19 protein-coding genes are annotated in these 23,711 nt (G+C 33.8%); all 19 read left to right on the top strand.

Features of this window, described 5'->3' with window-relative positions:
- The first annotated feature begins 93 nt into the window (after positions 1-93).
- On the top strand, positions 94-1,557 hold the full coding sequence (locus EAG08_RS03980; RefSeq protein WP_129534329.1) for a serine hydrolase domain-containing protein: 1,464 nt from the start codon (positions 94-96) through the stop codon (positions 1,555-1,557).
- A 189-nt stretch (positions 1,558-1,746) separates the two neighbouring features.
- Positions 1,747-2,229, top strand: a complete 483-nt coding sequence (locus tag EAG08_RS03975) for a hypothetical protein (protein ID WP_129534328.1) — start codon at positions 1,747-1,749, stop codon at positions 2,227-2,229.
- A 28-nt stretch (positions 2,230-2,257) separates the two neighbouring features.
- Entirely contained in the window at positions 2,258-2,956 is a 699-nt protein-coding gene (locus EAG08_RS03970) for a hypothetical protein (RefSeq protein ID WP_129534327.1), read from the top strand.
- A 7-nt stretch (positions 2,957-2,963) separates the two neighbouring features.
- Positions 2,964-3,677, top strand: a complete 714-nt coding sequence (locus EAG08_RS03965) for a DUF1266 domain-containing protein (RefSeq protein ID WP_129534326.1) — start codon at positions 2,964-2,966, stop codon at positions 3,675-3,677.
- 32 nt (positions 3,678-3,709) lie between these two features.
- Positions 3,710-5,086: a serine hydrolase domain-containing protein gene (locus EAG08_RS03960; protein WP_129534325.1), complete on the top strand. Its 1,377-nt coding sequence runs from the start codon at positions 3,710-3,712 to the stop codon at positions 5,084-5,086.
- Between the two features lie 31 nt (positions 5,087-5,117).
- The gene (locus tag EAG08_RS03955; RefSeq protein WP_129534324.1) at positions 5,118-5,384 is read left to right on the top strand and encodes a hypothetical protein; all 267 of its coding nucleotides are present in this window, start codon (positions 5,118-5,120) and stop codon (positions 5,382-5,384) included.
- Between the two features lie 38 nt (positions 5,385-5,422).
- Positions 5,423-5,674 carry a recombinase zinc beta ribbon domain-containing protein gene (locus tag EAG08_RS03950; RefSeq protein ID WP_129534323.1) on the top strand — a complete coding sequence of 84 codons (252 nt, stop codon included), beginning with the start codon at positions 5,423-5,425 and terminating at the stop codon, positions 5,672-5,674.
- Positions 5,675-6,950: 1,276 nt separating this feature from the next.
- Positions 6,951-8,333 carry a T9SS type A sorting domain-containing protein gene (locus EAG08_RS03945; protein WP_129534322.1) on the top strand — a complete coding sequence of 461 codons (1,383 nt, stop codon included), beginning with the start codon at positions 6,951-6,953 and terminating at the stop codon, positions 8,331-8,333.
- Between the two features lie 10 nt (positions 8,334-8,343).
- Positions 8,344-8,700: a hypothetical protein gene (locus tag EAG08_RS03940; RefSeq protein ID WP_129534321.1), complete on the top strand. Its 357-nt coding sequence runs from the start codon at positions 8,344-8,346 to the stop codon at positions 8,698-8,700.
- A complete protein-coding gene (locus EAG08_RS03935) occupies positions 8,697-9,455 on the top strand; it encodes a hypothetical protein (protein ID WP_129534320.1) in 759 nt (252 codons plus the stop codon). The genes EAG08_RS03940 and EAG08_RS03935 overlap by 4 nt, the downstream gene beginning before the upstream one ends.
- On the top strand, positions 9,452-13,162 hold the full coding sequence (locus EAG08_RS03930; protein WP_129534319.1) for a SpvB/TcaC N-terminal domain-containing protein: 3,711 nt from the start codon (positions 9,452-9,454) through the stop codon (positions 13,160-13,162). Before EAG08_RS03935 ends, EAG08_RS03930 begins: the two co-directional genes overlap by 4 nt.
- A gap of 140 nt (positions 13,163-13,302) precedes the next feature.
- Positions 13,303-18,708, top strand: a complete 5,406-nt coding sequence (locus EAG08_RS03925; protein ID WP_129534318.1) for an RHS repeat-associated core domain-containing protein — start codon at positions 13,303-13,305, stop codon at positions 18,706-18,708.
- Complete coding sequence (locus EAG08_RS03920) at positions 18,683-19,201, top strand: hypothetical protein (protein WP_129534317.1); 519 nt, start codon at positions 18,683-18,685, stop codon at positions 19,199-19,201. Before EAG08_RS03925 ends, EAG08_RS03920 begins: the two co-directional genes overlap by 26 nt.
- A gap of 385 nt (positions 19,202-19,586) precedes the next feature.
- The gene (locus EAG08_RS03915) at positions 19,587-20,771 is read left to right on the top strand and encodes an RHS repeat-associated core domain-containing protein (RefSeq protein ID WP_129534316.1); all 1,185 of its coding nucleotides are present in this window, start codon (positions 19,587-19,589) and stop codon (positions 20,769-20,771) included.
- The gene (locus tag EAG08_RS03910) at positions 20,771-21,289 is read left to right on the top strand and encodes a hypothetical protein (protein WP_129534315.1); all 519 of its coding nucleotides are present in this window, start codon (positions 20,771-20,773) and stop codon (positions 21,287-21,289) included. Before EAG08_RS03915 ends, EAG08_RS03910 begins: the two co-directional genes overlap by 1 nt.
- 99 nt (positions 21,290-21,388) lie before the next feature.
- A complete protein-coding gene (locus EAG08_RS03905) occupies positions 21,389-21,907 on the top strand; it encodes an RHS repeat domain-containing protein (protein ID WP_129534314.1) in 519 nt (172 codons plus the stop codon).
- A 189-nt stretch (positions 21,908-22,096) separates the two neighbouring features.
- On the top strand, positions 22,097-22,342 hold the full coding sequence (locus EAG08_RS23085) for a ribonuclease domain-containing protein (RefSeq protein ID WP_410493350.1): 246 nt from the start codon (positions 22,097-22,099) through the stop codon (positions 22,340-22,342).
- Complete coding sequence (locus EAG08_RS03900) at positions 22,343-22,666, top strand: hypothetical protein (RefSeq protein WP_129534313.1); 324 nt, start codon at positions 22,343-22,345, stop codon at positions 22,664-22,666.
- A 111-nt stretch (positions 22,667-22,777) separates the two neighbouring features.
- Positions 22,778-23,707: an RHS repeat-associated core domain-containing protein gene (locus tag EAG08_RS03895; RefSeq protein WP_129534312.1), complete on the top strand. Its 930-nt coding sequence runs from the start codon at positions 22,778-22,780 to the stop codon at positions 23,705-23,707.
- The last annotated feature ends 4 nt before the right edge of the window (positions 23,708-23,711 follow it).

Genomic DNA, 23,711 nt, shown 5'->3' with positions numbered 1-23,711 from the left:
CACTTTTTCCTACCATAAAATCTTAAACGACCGATAAAAATTGCATAGAACAGAATTGCAGTAAAAACCCTTAACCTAAAAGAAGATCATACCATGAAAAATACACTTTATTTACTCATTGTTACACTCATCATGTTGAGTTGCCAAACAAGGAATAATGCAGTAACCTCAAAAAAAGATTATAGCTTTCTTACAGACAGTTTACATATTGATAAGCAGTTAGAAAAGTATAAGCTACCTGGCTTTAGCCTTGTCGTTTTTGAAAATTATAAGATTGTATACTCAAGCCAGATAGGTGTGAAATCTATGGATTCTAAAGACAAATTAGATGTAAACACTGCTTTTTCCACAGCATCAATCACAAAACCAATAACAGCACTTCTTTGCCATATCCTTGAAGAAAAAGGATTAATTAATCTGGATGAGCCAATCGATAAGTACTTAAAACGCTGGCATTTGCCAAAAAGTAAGTTTACTGAAAATAATAGCCCAACCTGGAGACAATTTTTTAATCATACTTCGGGTACAAACCAAGGTGGATTCTCAGATTATTACAATGGAGATGTTATTCCAACTATAAAACAAAGTCTTTTAGGGCAGATCCCAAGGTATGATAAGGAAATTGAATTCCTGTTTACGCCGGGAACTGGTTTTGAATATAGCGGTGGAGGTTATGTAATTATCCAAATGGCATTAGAGGATACTTTGAATAAATCTATTACAGAACTGGCGAAAGAACATCTTTTTGCACCTCTTGGCTTGACGAATACCACCATGATGCAGCCTAATGAAAAAGGGTTTCCAGCAAATGTAGCTTCTGTTCACGATAAGGATGGAAAAGTTATAAAAACAGGTTTGCCCATTACGCCACAGATTGGAGCATCAGGAGTATGGTCTACCCCTACAGATCTAGCTAAGCTTTCTATTGAGATACAAAATGCTTTACGCAATAAAAATAACAAAGTGATTTCTCATCAGGTTGCCAAAAAAGTAACGGAAGTAACAGCTTTGAAAGATGCTGTTGGTGGTTGGGGCTACGGCTGGCAAAAGTCTGTTGCTTATAACAACTATGATTGGTTTATGTGTAATGGTTCCAATACTGGAGTTGGGGGAAGTATTTTGGCTACTATGGAAGACGGTAATGGTTTTGTAATTCTTGCGAATGGCGAAAAGCCTAATCGTATTCCGGTGATAAATGAAGCCCGCATAAAGCTTCTGACATTAATGGATTGGAATAAGAAAATATCCAATGAAAACACTCAGGAACTTCCTTTGAGCTTAAAAAAACAACTTGTCGGGACGTATAACGATTTTCTTTATGGACAGGGAGCGGAAACAAAAATTGTAGAAAAGAATAACAGGCTCTATGTTGAATCTCTATTTTTAGGATATTTTAAAGGAAAAAATGCTAACGAATTACTGTATCTGAAAGATGGAACTTTTAAAATTGTAGATTATCCAAATGCACTAAAATTTGATTTCAGCAATGGAAAGATAAATTCTGTTGTCTTAACAAGAGATTCCATGAAAACAGAAGTTCAAATAACTAAAAAATAAATACAGTTTTCCCATGAAAAAATTACTGACCGGTATTTTCCATTTTCATGTCCTGTTTGTGTATTCACAATAAGAGGATAACGCAACAGTGCTTTCTATCCATAAATTAAATCCATAAATTAATCGCAGCTCATTAATATTCAGATATGTAAGTGTTGCAATATTCAAAAATATTGTCTTACAGCTGATATGAGCCAAAATCAAATATCAAAATATGATAAAAAAATTCTCTTACTATCTTTTGTTTCAATCCTAGCAACAAATCTTATTTCAGCAAAGGCGAAAATTCCATTTGGAAAGGTTGATAAAATAGAAATAATAGCAGATTTACCGAACACTGAGAAGTATGCTGTAAGTAAAGACTCAAAAGAATACCTGGATTTGGCAAGAATGCACCAGGAATATAATATTGCCTGGGTCATTCCGGTCTGGATAACGCAGGAACCCAAATTGGTCTTAGCAAAAAAAGAAAGTGACGAATATTTCGAATTAACTAATGAACAGCTAGATCAGATTATAAATGAAAATAAACTGAATAAAGAAGATGTTTTGCAACTTGGGCTTTACACTCAATATGGAGGAAAATTCATAATAGTATTGATTATCGGACTTATTCTCTATGGGATTTTTTCTAAAGACAAGCCTAAAAAAGTAAATCCAACAACTATTTAAATATTAAAAAACTTAAACCAAATAAAATATGAATCCATTATTTTTAATTCCAGTCGTAGTAATAATTGCAGGGATAGCTTTCATGATTATCATGAATAAAAAACACAAAACTGCAAAATCAGAAATTGATTTAGATTCTGAAAGAACTAAATATAACCAGTATAAGCAAGAGCTTTTAGCGCAGGATTTTCCAAAAATAACAGAGTGGATGAGAGGGAAGCGGATTGATGCTTTTACTTCTGCATCTGTTCCCCAGTCAACAACCAATAAGATGCAGGAACTTGTAACTGACGGACTAAAAAATGTAGCATTATCCGCAATAGGGGTAAAGCTTAGACGGATTGAAACAGATTCTTTCTGGGTTTTAAGTGGAAATGATTTGCATTTTTTTAGTACCGATACAGTTGGTGAATTAGATGAACACATTGTATTTGATAATTTTAGAATTGAAAAAGCCACACTTCAATATGGAGGTATCCTGAAATCGCAATTGGGTGTTTATGCCAAATCATCAGAAGAATATTTACCCAAAACACATGTTATCACTTTTGATATAGACGGAAGTTCATTATCTCTTGAAATTCATGATAGACTTAATTATAGGGTAGATCCTGAAGATATGCTCAACCTGAAAAAACAATTGAAAACAAGAGCAAAATATCAGGTAGTCGGCGAAAAATTGGTAGCAATTTTACAAGACAGATTTCCTAATTTAAAAACGTCTTAATAATAGCATGGGGCTTTTATCAAAATTTTTAAATTCATTTAAAAGCATACGATTAAATGATAGAAATAGAGTAAATGGCTATTTATTGGATCATTTGCTGGTAGGTTCAATGTATGCCGAACAACAGTCGGCATACTTGAATTCTTATGAAACGGGGTTGAACAAATCTGATATTACAAATTTAGTTGAAACATATTGGGGAATATCAGATCAAGATCAGGCTATAGAAATCCTCCAGAGTTTGCATGACAGAAATCAAGATGAAAATCTTGATATTGTATATAAAGCATTTGAAAACTCAGAAAACTATGTTGATATTTTAAGATCAAATCTTCCCAATGAAGAGGACGTTTTTGAATATTACCTGAATCTGTTCAGAACATTGAAAAATGTTGTTCCTGAATTAATTGAGCAGAAAGTTATCACAGATTTTACTCAGTTAAAAAAAATAAAAGATAGCGGCTGGAATTATGGAAGAAGTGTGTTTTTAGCACGCTGCTGCCACGAATTAGGTTATATTTCTGAAAAGGAGCTGATAGAATATTTAGCAAAATCTCACAAGGAATTGAAAAAATATTGCAGCACCTGGAAAGAATATACAACGAGTTATATTTTTGGAAGAGCAATATGGGGTGGAGGCAGTAATAATGGAATGGTACAGATTGCAAATGACTTATTGAATAACAGCCAAAGCCCACTCAAAAATAGAACGTACCTCTGATTAGAAAATCCTATGTTCAACACCTACTATGTATGAGAAACTCAAAATTATTATTTCTTTTAGGAATTAGCTTACTCTCTTTCAAAGGCTTTTCACAAATCAAAAAGGTTGAGAAGAATGTGAATATAACAGAGAATCGGAAGAGCCTCTCTGAAAAATTATCAAATTATATGCAGGCCCAGGCAGATGTGAATGGATTTAGTGGTACCGTTCTGATTGTCAGAAAAGATTCTGTGCTATTGCGGGAGGCTTATGGTTATGCAAATTATGAATGGAAAATAAAAACAACTGCTGATACAAAATTCAGCTTGGCTTCTGTAAGCAAACAGTTTACTGCTGTAGCAATTCTTCAATTGGCAGAGCGTAAACTTTTATCAGTTGACGATACACTAAATAAATATTTTCCAGGTTTTCCAAAAGGTGATCAAATTACACTTCACATGATGCTTTCTCACATGTCAGGGCTTGCAATGGATTTTGATGAACTCTACCTTAACCAGGTTTCTTTAACCCAAGATAATGTATTGAGTTACATTGCTCACAAAGAACTTTTATTTACGCCGGGAAAGCAGGCTGAATATAGTAATATTGGTTATTACCTTCTGGCACGTATTATAGAAAAAGTAAGTGGCAAAAGCTATTCAATATATTTAAAAGAAAATATCTTTGATCCACTGAAAATGAATGATACTGGTGTTATGACCAATGAGGAAGTGATAGCGAATATGGCTGACAGGTATATCAAAAAGGAGAGAAGTTATAACAAAAACCCATATATCAATTGGTCATTTAATATTGGACATGATGGTGTCTATTCAACGGCTGATGATCTTTCAAAATGGGATAGAGCTTTATATGGGGTAGCGATTTTAAGTGAAAAAATGCGGCAAATTATGTTTACTTCATATAATGAACAAAACTTTGGATACGGATTTCTGATCAATCCTTTCTATCGTCAAGGACATCAATTGATTGCTCATGATGGAGGCTTTTTTGGAGCTATGACTTCCCTCAACCGTTTTACAGATGATGATTTGCTTGTCATTGTTCTTTCTAATAATCAATCTCCAGCTTATATGTTTGCATACGGATTAGCAGCAATATGCTTTGGTAAAGATGTTGAACTTCCATATTATCATCAGAAGGTTAAAAACAATGTATCACTCTACAAGCTCTTTAAAGGAAATTATGAAGATGTTAAAATTCTTGAAAATAATGGAAAGCTCTATTATAATGATTTCGATATTGAGCTATTTCCGGAATCAGATAATAAATTCTTCAGATCGGATGATGATAATAGAACCCTTGAATTTATTAGAGATTCCAATGGAAAATACTCTAGCATTAAATTGACTAAGGCTGGGGTAGTGGAAATACGAAAAAAACGATTTAGATATCCGATGCCTTAAATTTATCTTCTTTGGAGTTTGCTTCATTATTTTGACAGATCCAATAATTATCAACAGGAGTCAAGAAGATGGTAAAAAGTACATCGCCATCAAAGAGCCGGAGGCTTCAAATATCACCTGGGCGTTTAGTGAGGTTGCCAAAGTGTATATTCCTACTGAGCACTTAAGATTACAGATGAATAAAAGGGGAGGTGTTTCGAAGTCAAGAAGTGCGTTAGCCAAAGCCATGAGAAATCAGGTAAACTGTGGTAAGATCTACACTGAAGACTACAAACAAGAGGTAGCTATATTGATGTGATTATCAGCGAAAGACTTTTCAACCAAGCTCAGAAGGTTATGGATCAGAAAAGGAAAGTTGAAGGTCCCGGTGGAAGAGTGTTGGGTAACGAACGCTTTACGCTTCGAGGTATCCTGATCTGTCCAAGGTGTGGAAAGAATCTCACCGCAAGTAGCGCAAAGCGAAAGTCTAAGACCTATTATTATTATTATTATTATTATTATTATTATTATTATTATTATAAATGCGAATTCAGATTTGATTCTGATAAGCTCAATGAACTCTTTGAAATAGAAATTTCAAAACTTTAATATAATCCTATTATCAAAGATCTTTTTTTAGATAACTACAAACAATTTACTAGTGATATTGAAGAGAAAAGAAAGTCAGTTTCAAAAGAGATCAATTTACTCAATGAAAAAGTTGCCAATCCAAGAGATAAATATATTGCAGATAAATTAGACGAGGAAGATTATAAAGAGATCAAAAAACCACAAAATCACAAATTGAACATTTTGAGCAGGAGCAAATAGTCTCAGAAAGTAAAGAACTTGACATTAAAACAAAAATAGAAAATGCGCTCGATTCAATGGAAAATCTCGCAAGCCTTTACGAGCATGGCGATCTGTTAACAAAAAGAACGATAGGGTGTTTCATATTTCCCTAAAATTTGAATTTGACGGAAAAAGTTTTCAAACACTTAAAGTGAATATTGTAGCACAATGTATCTGTCAGTATAACAGTTTGTTAGGGAGTGAAAAAATCGACATGAGAGAGTGAAATCTTCAAATGTCAGTCTTGTGACCAAGACAAGCGTATCTTCAAACACTTTTATAGATGATTTAGTTAGATTGAGCCACATTAAACAAGAATTACAAAGCTCATTTTTAATTAATAATTTTCTTTAGTTTATGATATTGTAAACTTTATTGCAATTTAACTTTAAAAATAAAAAACAATCTGCATTGGAATAGTAGATCTTTAGTTAGCAGTACTTGTCTTTTACCCGTAACCGAAGAGAAGATTTAGTGAATATTGTTGTTTTAAAATACCAAAAAGAAAATTTATTTCTAATTTCCATCTCATTTGCAATATTTTAGTCACAATTACAATGCTACAAAATAAGTTCTTTAAATCGCACTTTCCAGATAAATCATTCCAGAATTTGAAATAAAATAAAATAAAATTTAATAAAATATTAGTTTATGATAGAAAGAAAAATGTTAATACATCTATATAAATAAGATTGTTTATAATACGGTTTTATACAATAGCTCTATATCTAAAATGTATTTTTTTGAATTATATTTTTATAATATTTATAGCGTTTAAGGTGGTTTTGGATTAGTTTTTATTTGTTTGAGTTAACATATTACAAATATTTTAATAAATTTTAAGATTTATTTATGAATTTTAAAATTTTTTTATAGTTTTGGGATACCAAATAAAAACAAGATAAAAAACACACAATATGAAAGCACAAATTACCTTCCCAACTTAATGATTTAATTCATCCGTCAATTTTCTAAATCTTGAAAATTGAATCATCTATTTTTCTAATTTCTCATTCCACATAATTTATTTGTTATGTCAAAATCGCTATACCGTAAATCGGTAATGATCATGGTATTCTTATACTCAGCCAATTCCTATTCTCAACTGATTGGATCTGATGTCCAAATCTGGGAGAAATCTACTCTAACTCCTCGTGAAGTTGCTAATTCGAAAGATGAGAACCTTCTCAACTTTCATTATGGAATTAAAGACAGACTACTTAAAAAATATATTAAACACAGTAAAAACAAGAGTCATACTTTGAGTCTTGTTCATACTTCCAAGAATGATGAGAAGATATGGGAGAATGATGATCAAAAAATATCCCTGAGTAATGATAAATATGAAAGCAAGGAGTCTAAAAAGACCGTAAAGATTCAGAAGAGACCCAGCATATTCTCTTTTACCGGGAATGCTGAAAAACCGGACGGGAAATCAGACAGCTTGAAAATCAGGTTTGAAGATCAGAATCTTTACGAAATGATTTTTATTCCAAGAAAAGCGAAAGCTATGGATTTGAATAAGATTCACTCTTATCTGTCTATTAAGTATGGAATTTCTTTGCAGAGAGGAAAATATTATGGCAGTGATGCAAAATTGATTTGGGATCCTGAAAAACATAAAGAGTTCAAACACAGACCTACCGGCTTAGGAAGAGATGACGGAAATGAGCTCTATCAAAAACAATCATCTAATGTCGAAGATCAGTTTTTAACCATTGGAAAAACAGACATTAAGAAAACGAATACTGAAAACACAAGTCTTTTTGATCACAATAATTTCGTGATCTGGTCTGATGATGACAAAGCAATGAGTACAAAGGCTGACGGAAATTTCAATGTTCTCGAAAGAAACTGGGAAATTAATTTTATTGGCTCTACGATTCCTAAGAATGACTATAAGATCAGGATAGACAAAAAAACAATCAACCCTGATTCACTGCCTATTGTTTACTGGATGTTTTTAAAAAATTCTGCAGGCGAGATTAAGAAATTTCAAGGTGTTGAAAATGAAAATTATGTAGATTTCAGTAAGGTTGATTTTAGTAAAGATAAGGAAGGTGAAATTTACCAATATTTTACATTTGCGGTAAGTCCTTTGAGAGAACCGAATAAAGAAAATGAATCAAATCCGGGATCGTCCTCAGTTGATCAAAATTTACTTTCACTCGATCTCAGTCAGATTGTACTCTATCCAAATCCTGTTAAGAAAGGTCAAAACTTTACCGTAAAATTCCCTGAAATGGAAAACTTATCGATAGCGGTCTATGATGGTGGAGGAAGACTGGTCAAATTGGAAAAAATAGATCACCGTTCAAGATCGTATAGTAGCTCATTAATCGTCCAAAGTTCTTATCTGATCACTTTAACGCAAAATGGAAAAGTAATCAAAACATTCAAATTAATTGTTGACTAAAAACCAAATCATGAAAACAAAATCCTTTAAACTTCCTTTTACAAAGAAGTCGGCTCTTTTGGTGTGCTTTTTTGCTATCATGTTTCTTTTTGCAAGTTTTACGAAAGAAGACCGATATAAAGTAAGAGCATTCAAATTGAAGATGATGGAGAGATATATCGGCCATCACGTGATTGCAGATGAACCTTCTACTGATGAGATAAATAAGAATGAATCAGTTACTGATTCTGCTGTTAATACTAATTCTGCTTTGACATCAAGCGTTAACAAGAACGTTGACAATGGTGAATTCAGAACGCTAATCCCGGAGTTAATAGTAAACAAAATATTGATCAGATTTTTGAATCTGAAGAAAAACAAGGGATGATAGGAGAGTTTTCTGACGATGAGTCAGATAATCCATCGGATAATTTTTTCACGATCAATATTCCTGAAGTAAAAAATCAAAATGTAAAGGCTTATTTAGTATATGATTTGTTTGGCTTGGAATCGTATCATTCTGTTTCAAGATCCATTAATAAAAATGTAGCATTTGGAGGGAATATCATCTTGCCAAGCAATAGCTGGAGTGCACAAAAAGAAGAGATTAGCCTGAGTTCCTTAAAAGGAGGTAAGAACAGTGTTCTGTTTACATCCTCTATTAACGGAATAAAATATAAAGTTAAGAATGTAAAAATCGTTTTTGAAAAAGGATTGAATTCTGCTGGAAATATTTCATCATTGCGTTCCGGTAACCAGCTTTATATTAAAGGTATTCAAAATGCATGGGTTTCGAATCCGTTAATGATAGATAACAAATCTTTACAAAGTACGAATGGTGAATTTGAGAGTTTAATCGAATTAACGGAAGAAAATAAAGCTAAAGGTAGTATTACTATTAAAGACGCAAATAGTGTACAAGAATACACAATTCCTGTAAGCAAATCTTCATTTAAAATATTGAATGAAAGCAGCTATGCACCATTAATTATCAATATTTCAAAAGACAACGAGTACAACGAAGCTTATGAAAATACAACAGTTACGATTGATAAAAACTCTGTGGAGTTATCAGCTCAGGTACAGATTTTAAAATTGAGAAAAAAGATTATCCTGCTGTTTCGAGAGAAATTAAGAGCATGATGGCAAACTCGTTAGCTTACCGTCTATCTATTAAAGCAGGGGTGTTGGCAAAAAAGGTAAAACTGTCTATTCCTTATGATGATAAAAAACTTGGTGCAAGATCATCAAAAGAAATAAAAGCTTTCTACTTTGATTATTCTTCAAAGAAATGGAAAGTGGATCCCACCAGTAAAGTGGATGCAGAGAAAAAAGTAGTGACTGTAGAAGGTGATGGTGACACTGATTATATCAATGGTGTAATCTCAGTTCCCGAATCTTCACAGTTGGAGTCTTTTGCGCCTACGAGTATCAGTGGTTTAAAAGCAGCAGATCCAACGGCTGGATTACAGTTGATGGGTGTTCCTTCAGCAAATCAAAAAGGAGATGCCAACGCAAATTATCCAATCCGTGTTCCTAGTGGTTTAGGAGGTCTTCAACCCTCATTGTCGATCGGATACAGTAGTGGCGGTGGTAACGGTTGGATGGGAGATGGATGGAATATCAATGGTCTGTCATCAATCAGTGTAGATACAAGATGGGGAACTCCTGAATTCGATGCTGCAGGTGAGACTGAACTCTACTCGCTGGATGGAGAAATGCTGGTATATCCTAATCAATATTTGCCTCACAGACATAATGATCTTAGTGAATATAATACTGCTATTACAACAGAAAAACAGTTGAGAACAGATCATACTGATCCTAACAGCAGCCTGGTGAAAAAATTCTATCTTAGAAAAAATCATGATTTTTCATTGATTGAGAGGATAGGAAATTCTCCTGGTGGTTACACTTGGAAGGTAACTTCTACCGATGGAACAAAAAGATATTATGGTGGATCACCGGATTCCATGCTTTCAGGTGTGGGAGGTATTTCTCATTGGGGTTTAAGAATGATAGAAGATGTACATGGAAATACGATGAATTTCACCTACTATAATGTAGGTGGAGGTGGCGGTCAATTTTATCAGATTGAAAAAATCTCGTACGGCAGGAATAAAGATTATACAGTCAATTTCATTAAGGAAAGTAGTATTACCAGAAAAGATATCAGTATCAATGCAAAACAGGGGTTTGCCAGATCTGAACCATATTTATTAAAGGAAATTCAGGTTAAGTATAAAACTGAACTTATCAGAACCTATAAAATGGATTATATTGATGGTGAGTTTTATAAAACATTATTAAAGCGTATTTATATTGTTCCTCATAATCCATGTTCTACAACATTGGCGAGTAAAGGAGAAATACGCGATATTGATGACGGAAGTGGCGGCGGTGGCGGTACAAGTGGGGGAATAGATCCGACTTGTAATGAAATAACTGACAGCTATACTTTTGATTATTACAATGATGTTCGTGACGGTCAAGGTAATGTAAAAATCTACGGACCGGATACTTTTATTGGTCTTCAACATGATAAACATGCCTATTCAGGATTTATAAGGGGGTTGATAAAACCTTCAAAAATAAACGGTAATATCAGTTCAGAAAAAGGATTTAATTTCAGACCCGCAGCAGGACTCAATTTCTTTTATCCCTCCAATGATGCCTATGGACATTTGATGCTTGGGTTTCCTTTTGGCTATTCAAATTCAGAGGCCAAAAATGCACAGCAACTTACCGATTTTAACGGTGACGGTATTCAGGATATGATTTACAGGGTGCCCGATGAAGGTTTATTTCTAAGAACCGGATATTTAGATGGCTCTGGTAATTTGGCTTTTAATTCCTCGCAACCTATCGGAAACTACAGTGGTGACTTTTCATTTACCGAAACAAAAACTACAAATTCAGGGTGGGATATAGGAGCTGTTATATACAGTAAATCACAGATAAGCTCATCTTCGACCAGCAAGACCAAAACATATTTGATTGATGCCAACTCAGACGGACTGACCGATATAGTACATAATGGTGAGGTATGGTTTAATAGGTTCGACAGAAATACTGGTAAATCTGAGATGACCAAACACTCTGAGCACACAGAGAATATGATTGTAAAAGCTAAAGCGATACAAGTACCTATTCCTTGTACGGAGAAAGGCTGCCCGCAGGATCCTGTGCTTCCTCCAACACCAATAACTGATGTGGTAAAGGTATGGATAGCTCCGAAAGATGGATATATAAAATTTACAGATAGAATTATTATAAGTCCTAGTAGTTATGGAATGGTTACCAATCCTCCTCAAAAGATGTATTATTCTGTTGAAATAGTAAATCCTACTCCTCTTACATCTGGATCCTTAATTTATTATATCAATGGAAGAATCTATCTAACTGAGCTTCATGCAGGAGACCCAGTGCAAAATGTTACTATTTCAAGATATAATGATTATTATACACAAATGCAGAATGTTCCTCAAAACGGAATTAACAGCAATTGGGGAATCAATAACCCCAATAGATTATTTGTAAAGAGCGGTGAAAAAATTTATATCAGACTTCATAAAAATTTAGAACAAAATTATGCTATTGATTCTGATCCGAAAATTACTTATGTTGATCCAACTTCTGGAGCTGAAATTTCAAACAATTTTGCACTGTCTCAAGATTATTTTCAGTTAAATAATGGAACTTATGGTGACAATATGTTCTTGAATAACATTTCAGCACCGATCTATCTTGATGCGCAGGGAACGGCTACCATTACAGTACCGAGCATTACTTTTCCATACCTGACAGACAAAGTGAACTTTAGGATTGTCTCTGAAAATGCTGCAGGTATAATTACTGATTTAATTACTCCGGAAACTTATGACCAACAAAATTTAGTAACCCAAGCCCATTCAATTAATTTAAATGTAAGTGCATCAGAACCTGTTCATCTGAGATTTATTGTGGAATCTGATTCTCATACTAATTTTTATACTGCCAATTGGAATGGTCAAATTTCAGTAAACTATCAGGCTTCTACCTCAATTAATCCAAATGTACAAGTGTATTTTCTCCCAATTCCAGAATATCCTTCATTTGCTGTCAATCAGTTGACAAATAAATTACATGTTAGTCAGTTACCTAACCCTGGTCTTTCTGGTAACCACAATTTCGGTATCCAGATCAATAAAAATATAGGAAATTTTTCAAGTCTCGGAACGGGATCTTTCTATTATATCATTAAAAGAGGTAATGATATTTTAGCTAAAAGAGTAGTAGTAATATCTCATACTAATAGTATATTGGTTGAAAAGGATATGACTACAGGTCAGACAATAAACGGCATTTCTCCGATTGATTTTTACACAGGTGACCCTACTATTGTCAATGGCGATAGTAGTAAGTTAATCACGGTGCAGGTATATTGTAAGACGGGTGGAGATTATGCACTATTTAATAATTATGCAAACTACTTCCAAGGCAAACCTTTCACTGTCTACTATGATAATGTTAATATTTTTGCAGATACATCTGCTACAGCCGTTAATACAGCGATGTACAACACAAAATCTGTATTTTTTAATAATTGGGGGCAATTTTTGTATCAGCCTGGAAGTTTTAGTGATTATACTTATGGACCTCCAATACAGGCAACGGCATTTACAGCAGATGTTACAACACAAAATACCTATCCGCAATGTCAGGGAATTACGAATAACGCTGATTTGGCAGCATGTATTTTGAATACTACCACCAATCCAAATGCAGGTAACAACACAGTCGCCAATACAGTTGCTCAAATGAAGCCAAGATTTGTAAAACCTAAAGGTCACGTTATGATTTTTATGTAGGAATCGGAAATGAGCAATATTCGTCAAAATCAGGTTTTAGCAATAGTGAGACCGTAAGTTATTTCAACAATCCCGTTCCAAATCTACCAACTGTAACTCCTGTTACTTACACTTCAGGCCAATTATCAGTAGATACGAGTATGAAAGGTATCGACAAAGTAAATAAAAGTGGGTCTAATAATACTACCGAGGGATTAAGTTTTGGGATGGGAAGTGGAGGTAATTCGGTAACCACTTTAGCAGGTATTGGAAGTGTTGAGACTCAGACATTTTCTGACCTTAACGGAGATGGTTATCCAGACATTGTCTATCCAAACTCTGTTCAATTTACCAATTCCACAGGAAGTCTGAATAGTATGCAGGTATTGAATTCAGGAGACTTTCCTACTAGCTCAAACAGCTATCAAAAAATGAATTCGCTTGGTTTTTCATACAATGCATTTTCTGTCACAGGGAGAATAGGAGCACAAGGAGGAAGCGGTACCACAACACATGCTGATACGGGCTTGCCTTGGTCAGGAGGAGCGTCTATCAGTGCCGGGGTTAACAGTTATTATGACTCTTACGATTTAGGAAAAACTTTCTGGATGGATATCAATGGTGACGGATTGCCAGATAGAATTAAAGACGGGGGTACTACCTACATGAAATATGCATTAAATATGGGTAGGAGTCTAGGAGGGTACTCATCTTATGAAAATTTAATAACATACCGTTCCCGTCCGAAAGGAAGTTTTAGTTTAGGGATTGGAGGATCATTAGGAGGATTAGCCAATTTGAGCGCTTTGAGTAGTTTTGGATTCGGAATCAGTGCAAGTGTGGGTGCATCTGCATCAACAGGAACGGCGGAAACGGTATATGAAGATGTGAATGGAGATGGTCTAATTGATATTTTAGAAATTAATAACTCTAACAATTCTACTACTGTTCGCTATAATTTAGGAAACAAGTTCGATAATGCAATGCCTCTTCTAAAATCGTCGGGTGCTGTAGATTTTACCGATGAAACGAGATCTTTCAATGGATCATTCTCGTTTGGAGGTAATTATATGTTGAATATCGGACCAATTACTTTGATTCCACCTTTTATTGCTCTAATACTTTGGATTAAAGCTGGTGCAGGAGCTACGGCTAACATAGGGTTAAATGTCTCTGAAACCAGAAAAGCATTTAAAGATATGAATGGAGATGGTTTTGCCGATTTGGTAGTTGATAATAATGATGGTTTTACAGTTAATTATTCTCAGATAGGAAGAACAAATAAACTGAAAGCAATTACCAATACGATCTCAAAAGGTAGATATAATTTAGATTATCAGTTTGCAAGATCAAATTATGATAACCCTCATGCTAAACTAGTGGTTAATAAAATTACTGTTACAGAACCGGATGTATTTTCTCCAAATTATACGACTGATCAAGGTAATAAAATGGAAACCCTTTACTCTTTCAGTAATAGAAAATATGACAGAAGAGAAAGAGAGGATTTTGGTTTTGGAGTTGTAAAAACTTCTGAGATGAATGGAGGATCAGCAGAAAGAGTTTCTGAAGACTATTACTATAATAATAGTTATCTAATGAACGGTTTGCCAGATAAAAACATCGTAATGAATGGGAGCGGTGGTCTTATTTCAGAGACAAATTACACATATAAGCTTCAACGATTTATCAACAATACCACGCAGATTGATCTAAATTCCAATTTGGGAACCGACTACGATACGGGAGGTAAAGAGGGAAGAAAAATGGCTATTGCTTTGTTAAGTGAGAAAACAAATACAGTTTATGAGTCAGGTGGAGATATTACAACTACCGAGCAGTTTTCTTACACCCCTCAGGGTCTGATGTCAAATTATCAATACACAAGTCCTTCAACGTCATATAATACAAATATTACTTATCAATCTCTTTTCAATAATATGATTGGTGTTCCTGTGGTGGTGGAAGTATATGACGGAAATACTCAATCAACATTATTGAGGCAGAGAAAATCTGAAAACATTAATCCATATAACGGAGATGTTGGAAGAATAATCGTTTATGATGGTACTGACAATATTGCTACGGATATGGAATATAATGTTTCTGGAAATATTAAAAAAGTTACTTATCCTCCAAATCATAACAATGACAGATATTGGATTGAATATGAATATGATGATACAGTAACCGGAAAATATGTCACTCAAGTTAAAGATATTCACAATATCAAATCTACGTCTACATACAACCCTCTGTTTGATGTGGTAACAAGAAAGGTTGATACCGGAGGAAATGCTATGGTATTTTATTACGACGGTTTCGGAAGACCCTCATCGATTATGGGACCTAATGAAATTGCGAGCAACTCTACAGTCCCTACCGTAAAATATAAATATTGGACGGATCATGCAGGTATTGTTAATAATAATAATGCAATAAAAATATACCGTGCATCAACCTCAAACTATGATCCGGAATATGCAAGTATCAATAATACGATTATGACCGATACATATGCTGATTTTTTGGGAAGAATAGTGCAGGTGAAAAAAGATGTAGAACTGAGTGGTACTGAAAGACGATCCGTATCAGGACGTACAGTTTTTGATATTTTAGGAAGAACAATACAGCAATATCATCCTAAATATGAGAATTTAGGGAATGCAAATTTAAACCTCAATGGTGCAAATGGACCTAGTACCTCTCAATCGTATGACAATCAAGGTAGGGTTGTTTCTGCAACTAATGAAGACGGAAATACAAAAGTGACCCAATACGCCATCACAAATAACTTGTTCAAAACGACTGAAGAGTTCTTGAATCAGAAATCGGAATCTTATGCTAATGCTGAAGGCAAAATAGTTCAAAAAGACGATTATCTATATTCACAGGCACTTTCTACAATATTTAATTATAATACCATTGGTGAATTAATGGAGGTAACAGATCCGGAAGGAATGACTACGAGTTATTCTTACAACCTTGCAGGACGACGCATCCTACAGAGACATCCGGATAAAGGAATGACGAGTTATGAATATGACCAAGCAGGAAATCTTAGAAGATTAACTACGGATAATTTACTGAATGATTCCAGTATCAACACGCACTATATTGAGTATAAATATGATTATAACAGACTTTTAGGAATATTCTTGCCGGATCTTCCTTCAGGAGATCCCAATCCAAACAACGTACAGTACCAATATGGCCTTTCAACTGCAGGAAATAATGCAGGTAAAATCATTACAAAAGCCGACGGTTCTGGTGATACAGTATATAAATACGGAAGAATGGGAGAAGTGATATCTGAGCTGAGAATTATACGCGGAGCCCATATTCCTGAAATGTACTTCAAGACTTACTTCAACTATGACAGCTGGAACCGTTTGACTAAAATCAAATATCCGGATGAAGAACTTGTCTCTTATCATTATGATTTAGGAGGAAACCTTAAATCAGTGGATAATAATAATGGTGAGACGTTGATTGATAACATTAATTACGATTACTATGAACAGCGTTTAAAAATCGAGTATGGAAATGGTACTAAACAACAATATGTTTATAATGCACAAAACAGAAAGTTAGATAGGTATTACCTAATGAACAATACCAATCATAGGATGTTGTATAATACGTATAAATATGATCAGTTTTCAAACATCAGTATGATTCAGAATCAGGCAGATCCGTTGGCAAACGGTATGGGCGGGGCATTTCAGTTTAATCTGAATTACGATACACTCAACAGGTTGATTGGTACAGAAACAGGGCAGGTAATCATTCGTGAGAAAGAAGGTCAGATCCCTATAACCTCTTTTACGCCATCTACTTATAATCTTGTAATGGAGTATAATAATGTTGGAGGAATTACACAGAAACACCAGCATCATGAAAGAGATCAGAATGTTGTACATGAAAACACTTATAAAAATAGATATGACTATGTTCAGAATACCCATAAAGTGGAAAGAGTTGTAGACCAATCATCTGGTAACGCAGAATATTTTGACTATGATTTTAACGGAAATGCTGTAAATCATAGTGACAGTAACGGCACCAAGAAAATGTTTTGGGATGAACAAGACCATTTAAAAGCTTTTTACAATGATAATACGGGAACTTATCAATACTATACATATGATGATCAGGGAGAAAGAGTCATAAAATATGGACTCGAAATCCCTACGCAACTCTATCAGAATGGAGTACCGGTTGAAATTAATGAATTAAGGTTATTTGAATACAAACTATATCCGAATCCTTATGTTACGGTAAGCTCAACAGGTCAATACACGAAACATTATTTTGAAGGATCCAAAAGGTTTGCGAGCAGACTCATGGATGGTGCTGACAGGTTTAAAGATCCTGCTGTATTGTACACCAACAGAACAGCGGAAGATAAACCATCTACTAACCCTGCAGACGTACAATCTGATTTTGAGAAGTATCTTGAAAAATCTGGTGTCGGTAAAGGTCTTTCTTTGGAGCTCAGAGAAAGAACCTGGAGCCCTGACTTATACTATCTACATGGAGATCATTTAGGAACTGCAACATTTGTGACCAATTCTCAATCAGAAGCAACACAATTTTTCCTAAATTTACCTTTTGGAGAAACAATGATTGAGCAGATGGATGGTTCTTATGACAACCCGTTTAAGTTTAATGCAAAAGAATTAGATGAAGATACCGGACTTTATTATTATGGTGCAAGATATTATAATCCGAGGTTGAGTATCTGGTATGGTGTGGATCCGCTGAAAGATAAGATGCCAAGCTGGTCGCCCTATGCTTATACATTTGATAATCCTATAAGATATATAGACCCAAGCGGGATGGCACCGGAAGATCCAGGTGGACCAGGGCCGCGTAAATTGACAGGCTCTAGAAATTTACTTGTTTATGTTTTGGACAAAAATCCATTATCTACTTCATACATGAATAAAGGAGCTAAAAATTGGGATTATATTGGCGTTAATAATATTGATGAAGTGTCTGGTGTTTTAAATTCACATTATGGAAAAAATGTTCCTAATTTTGAGAATTTGGTAATTAAGTCTCATGGAACTTGGGGTGCAGCAAAATTGAATCCAGGAAGTGCTACACAAGAATATGTTTTTGATGCACATAAAAGTAAAGGTTTAAACTATCTTTCTCAACATTTATCAGATGATGCCAATATTCTTTTCACCGGTTGTAATATGAGTATGCAATATCTTTCAGATAATGTATCTCAATCTCAAATTGATACATATACAGATGTGTTTCTTGCAGGTGATAGAAAAATGTTTTTCAATGGAGCCACGTCAGGATCCAATCTTCCAATTAAAAATGGAGAAAACATTGTAGCAGAAACATTTTATTTCGACACTAACCTTGTGAAAGAGAACGGGAAAAACTATTCTGGTTTTATGCAGTTTAATCTAAATTCAAAAGGAAAAACTGTATTTCAAAATAGACTATATAATATGAAAGTTCGTAGTAATGGTGGGTTTCAAAGAACTGATTTTATGGAAAACAAAAAAATTATTCAAAATGGAACAAGTGTTATTAAAAAATAGAATTTATTTATACATAATGCTAGCATTAGTTGCTTTGTCAGGTTGTAATAAATCACAAAAGGAGAATGTCAAAAATAACATTATTGATATTCAAAATTTTATGCCAGAGATTGTTAAAGGGAAAAAATATAGTTCATTAACACCTATGTCATCAATTCATGAAAGTAATAAATTTGTAGTAAAGCAATATGATTACAGTACATTCATTATATTTGATAAAGTAGAAAATGTAAAATACTGTTTTAAATATTCGGGAGGCGATAATGTATATTTGACCAAAAATATTAAACCGACAACTATTTTTCTTTTAAAAGATGATTTGTTACCAATGTATGCTATTAGTTTTAAAAAAAATGATCCAGATTGTAATTATGATTTTTTAAAATTTGAATATATTAATGGAAAAGTGTATAAAGTAATTTTTCCAAAAAAAGAGAGAAAAGATATCTTATCAATGACAATGGCAGATCTTAAAAAGAATTTAATATTATGAAGAGCGAAAATATGAAGTTTACAAGTAAAGTTGAAATGCCAGATTATTTCTTTGAAGCTCCTTTATGGGAAATAAGTTGGTAGAATATAGAAAATTTATCGTTCAAATTGAAAATTTAAAACCATGACCCCACGCTACCGCACGAATCCGTGTGGTAGTTTTTAATTTACCAAAAAACTTTTGAATAATCCAAAAAGTTTGCGAGCAGACTTATGGACTGTACAGAGATCCTACAATATTATACACCAATAGAACATCTGAAAACCCCCTTGCTACCGCACGAATCTTTTCACCTCGCTACCGCACGAATCCTTTCGTGTGGTAGTTTGATATTTAGGAGGCTCGAAAAGATTTGCAAGCAGACTTATGAATGGTGTGGTAAGATTTGAAGACCCTTGCAGTTTTATATACCAACAGAACTGCGGAAGATAAACCAATTACTAAATCTGCAGACGTACAATCTGATTTTGAGAAGTATCCTGAGAAATCTGGTGTAGGTAAAGGTCTCTCTTTGGAGCTCAGAGAAAGAACCTGGAGTCCTGACTTATACTATCTGCATGGTGATCATTTGGGGACAGCAACATTTGTTACCAATTCTCAGTCTCAGGCAACACAATTTTTCCTAAATTTACCTTTCGGAGAAACGATGATGGAGCAGATGGATGGTTCTTATGATAATCCTTTTAAGTTCAATGCAAAAGAATTGGATGATGATACAGGATTGTATTATTACGGAGCAAGATATAATAATCCTAGGTTGAGTATTTGGTATGGTGTAGATCCGCTGGCAGAGGATATGCCAAGTTGGTCACCATATAACTATACATTTGATAATCCTGTAAGATATACAGATCCTGATGGGCAGGCACCAAATGACATTGTATATATTAATAATCGTGGTGTGGAGGTTCATCGCATAAAAAGTGATACTCAATTTAAAACCTACATACAGGCGACTACCAATGCAAGTAGTAATCCTTCTCGAAGTACAGCAGGGTGGAAACAGGTTGCTATGCCTAATATTATACAAAGTAAGGGAGGAGAAGATGTGTCGGGATCAGCATATCAAAAAAATGATTATCAAATTGCTGCAAGAACTGGCTATTTTAATCAAGCAAAAAATTCAGGCAAATTAAACTTAGTCACAGAAGGAGGAAACCCAATTCCTCAAGTTGCCATAAAAGGAATTCCTGATTTAGACCCAACTTTAGTTAAAGCAATGACAATTCAAGAATCTAATGCAGGAACGACAGGAGTTACAGATATTATGCAAACGAATGTAAAAGCCGATTGGAATGGAGGAGAAATGAAATCTAATTACGGTTTAAAGCAAGGAGAAGGAGCAGATGTAAGTACTTCTTTATATGCAGGTACAAGGATTTTAGGAACTAAAGGTTTTAAAGGCGGAATTACTTATGATCCCAAAACAGGAAAGTCTACTTATAATTTTAAAGGATGGTTCAATGCCGCAGGATCATATAATAGTACAGCAGGTACTAAAGGTTATCAGGCAGATGTTCAAAAAATGTATCAAAATTCTAAAAAACCAACCCCAAAAAATTATAAATAATGAAACAGTATATAATTGCTTTAATTTTATTATTAGTTTTCAACTGTAGTCCTAATTCTGAAGACAATAAAAAGCACAAAAGCGAGGGTTTTTATGAAAAATGTAGACAACTTGTCTTAAGTGAAAACAAAGTCGGACAAGAATATTTTTTCAGTATAAAAGGCAAAGAAATTAACGAAATAAACATAAAATATTTAGGTAATATAATTACTTCGAAAAATGACACCCTTAAAATTGTAAACTCCCAAAATATTTTTGGATATCTTGAGAATACAAAAAAAGGTAACGGTAGCTTTTATATTTATAATAATAAAAATTATTTTATAGGTTATTATTTTGTTGGAGATTATTGGGCTGTTCCTTCTGGAATAGAAAATAATAGAGAATTGATTTTTAAATATGACAATGATTTTTGTAATCAAACTACTAAGATCAGTTTAAGAGATAGTATACCTAAGAAAATCTTTATTCAGTGTACAAAAGAAGGAGGAGATCTTTATAATCTTCAAAAAGAATAAAAAAATAACTCTTGCCAATCGGTGAGAGTTATTTTTTTTGTGAAATATTATCTTTTTGGGTTTGAAGGAATATATTAAATACGAAAGATATACTTTCTCATGGAGAACCATTTGGGACAAGCAACATTTATGACTAACTCTAAGTCACAGGCAACACAATTTTTCCTAAATTTACCATTTGGAGAAACGATGATGGAGCAGATGGATGGCTCTTATGATAACCCGTTTAAGTTTAATGCGAAAGAGTTAGATGAAGATACTGGTTTGTATTATTACGGAGCGAGATACTATAACCCGAGATTAAGTATTTGGTATGGCGTAGACCCACTAGCTGTTTATAATCCTGTAATGGAAACAGAGTTCTATGGAGATGGGCAACATAATGGAGGTGTTTATTTCTGGGGTAACCTGAATCCTTATATTTATACGTATCAGAACCCAATTAGATATGTTGACCCTAATGGGAAGCAAACATGGGCAGGAGCTTGGAAAGATGTGCCAAAAGATCAGATTAAACAGGTAGAAAGAGGATATCGAGAAAGCATGAAATATGCGGGATATTCAGCAGATTTTGTTCCTGTTGCTGGTGACGCAAAGGGAAGGTATTGTTGGAACTGATTTACAAGGAAATAAGTTATCTGAAAGCGAAAGATCTTTGTCGATGATGGGTCTGTCGGAAATTAAAACAAGTACCCATCTATTTGCATTATTAAACAGGACTACCAAAATTATAAATGAATTAGCTCCATTAAAGAAAGGTGTTTTTAATAATGCTAAATTAAGGAGGGTTAATGAGTTTTAAGCAATATTAAATCTGGAAAAATTGAAGGAAAGTTTTTTAGAAACGATGGAACAGACGGCTCTCAAATCTTACCTAAAAAAGGCAAAAATGGAAATATTAAATATACAGAATATGATCTCAATAATCCTCCAACAGCAGAACAAAGAGTAAATGGTGCTACAAGAGATAGTGAAAGAATACTTACTGGAAGTGATGGAAGTATTTGGCATACAAGCACACATTATCGTGTAATTAAAAAAATTAGTAAATAAATGAATAATAATGAAATTTATGATTTAAAATACACTTTGGCAGAGTATATTTTACCAAGATTAGAGGCGTTTAAAGAAAAAGTAGATAAAAATGAAGCTCCCACAATCCCAATATTTAAAGATGATAGTACTTTTTTAGGTGATAGAGATAATATAGATGAACTTTCAAATTATTGGAGCAAAAGGCTTGAAGAAATGATTTTCCCTTTTGAATATTATGTTTTCCCTGAAAAACATGATGCTTTAGAATTTGATGAGATAAATAAAAAATTTGAGAATGGCATGAAAATTTTCGCAAAATATTTTCATTATTTGTCTATTTGATTGTCTAAATTATGTACTATTAATATTAATGACGTCAACTCGCCTCCCCCACGCTATCCGAAGTTTGCAACTTCGGAGCAGTAAATAATAAACAAGACCAACTTTTCGGAGTTGGCTTTTCTGCTAAAAACCGCAACATTTGTTACCAATTCTCAATCACAGGCAACACAATTTTTCCTAAATTTACCTTTTGGAGAAACAATGATTGAGCAGATGGATGGATCGTATGATAATCCGTTTAAGTTTAATGCAAAAGAATTGGATGAAGATACAGGTTTATACTATTATGGGGCAAGATACTATAATCCAAGATTAAGTATTTGGTATGGTGTTGACCCATTGGCAGTTTATAATCCTGTGATGGAGAGTGAATTTTATGGAGATGGTCAGCATAATGGCGGAGTATTTTATTTGGGAAATCTTAATCCTTATATCTATACATATCAAAATCCAATTAAATATATTGATCCTAATGGAAAACAAGTAGAAGGTTATCAAAATAGTGGTTATAGACCTGGTATACCAATTATAATATTTAAGAAGGGAAATGTTTATTCTCCTTTCCCTATCGTTGATTTTGACCAAAAAAAAGTAATTCGAGGTTTTAATAGAATTACTGAACCTAGTAGGAATTTTCGTATTGGAGTGTATGTAACCGCTTCAGTATTAGCTATAGAAGGTTTTGATATTGTTAAAAATTTAACTAATAGAGTCTTAAATTCTAATGATTCAGAAAAAAGAATCTTTGAGCCTAGTCCTAAACATGGGGCAACTAATAATGGTAGAGCGAATAAAGAACCTGCAAATCCACAAAAATCTTTAGAGAATTCACATCAGCTTTCCCCTAATACGGAGAGAAGGATTGGATATGATCCAGAAGCTAATGAGTTTAATGTTTTTGATAAAACACATCCTGGAAAAAATGTTTATCATGGTCATTCCCGAGAATGGAATGAACTTTCGCAAGATATGAAAAATGTACTAATTAAAAATAAAGATGTTAATCATAAAGGTAAACCCTTACCTCCTAAGAAAAATTAATGTA

The sequence above is a fragment of the Chryseobacterium sp. 3008163 genome (genome assembly GCF_003669035.1).
Lineage (GTDB): Bacteria > Bacteroidota > Bacteroidia > Flavobacteriales > Weeksellaceae > Chryseobacterium.
Note: the sequence above shows the minus strand (reverse complement) of the source record. Positions and strands in the feature narration are given on the sequence as shown.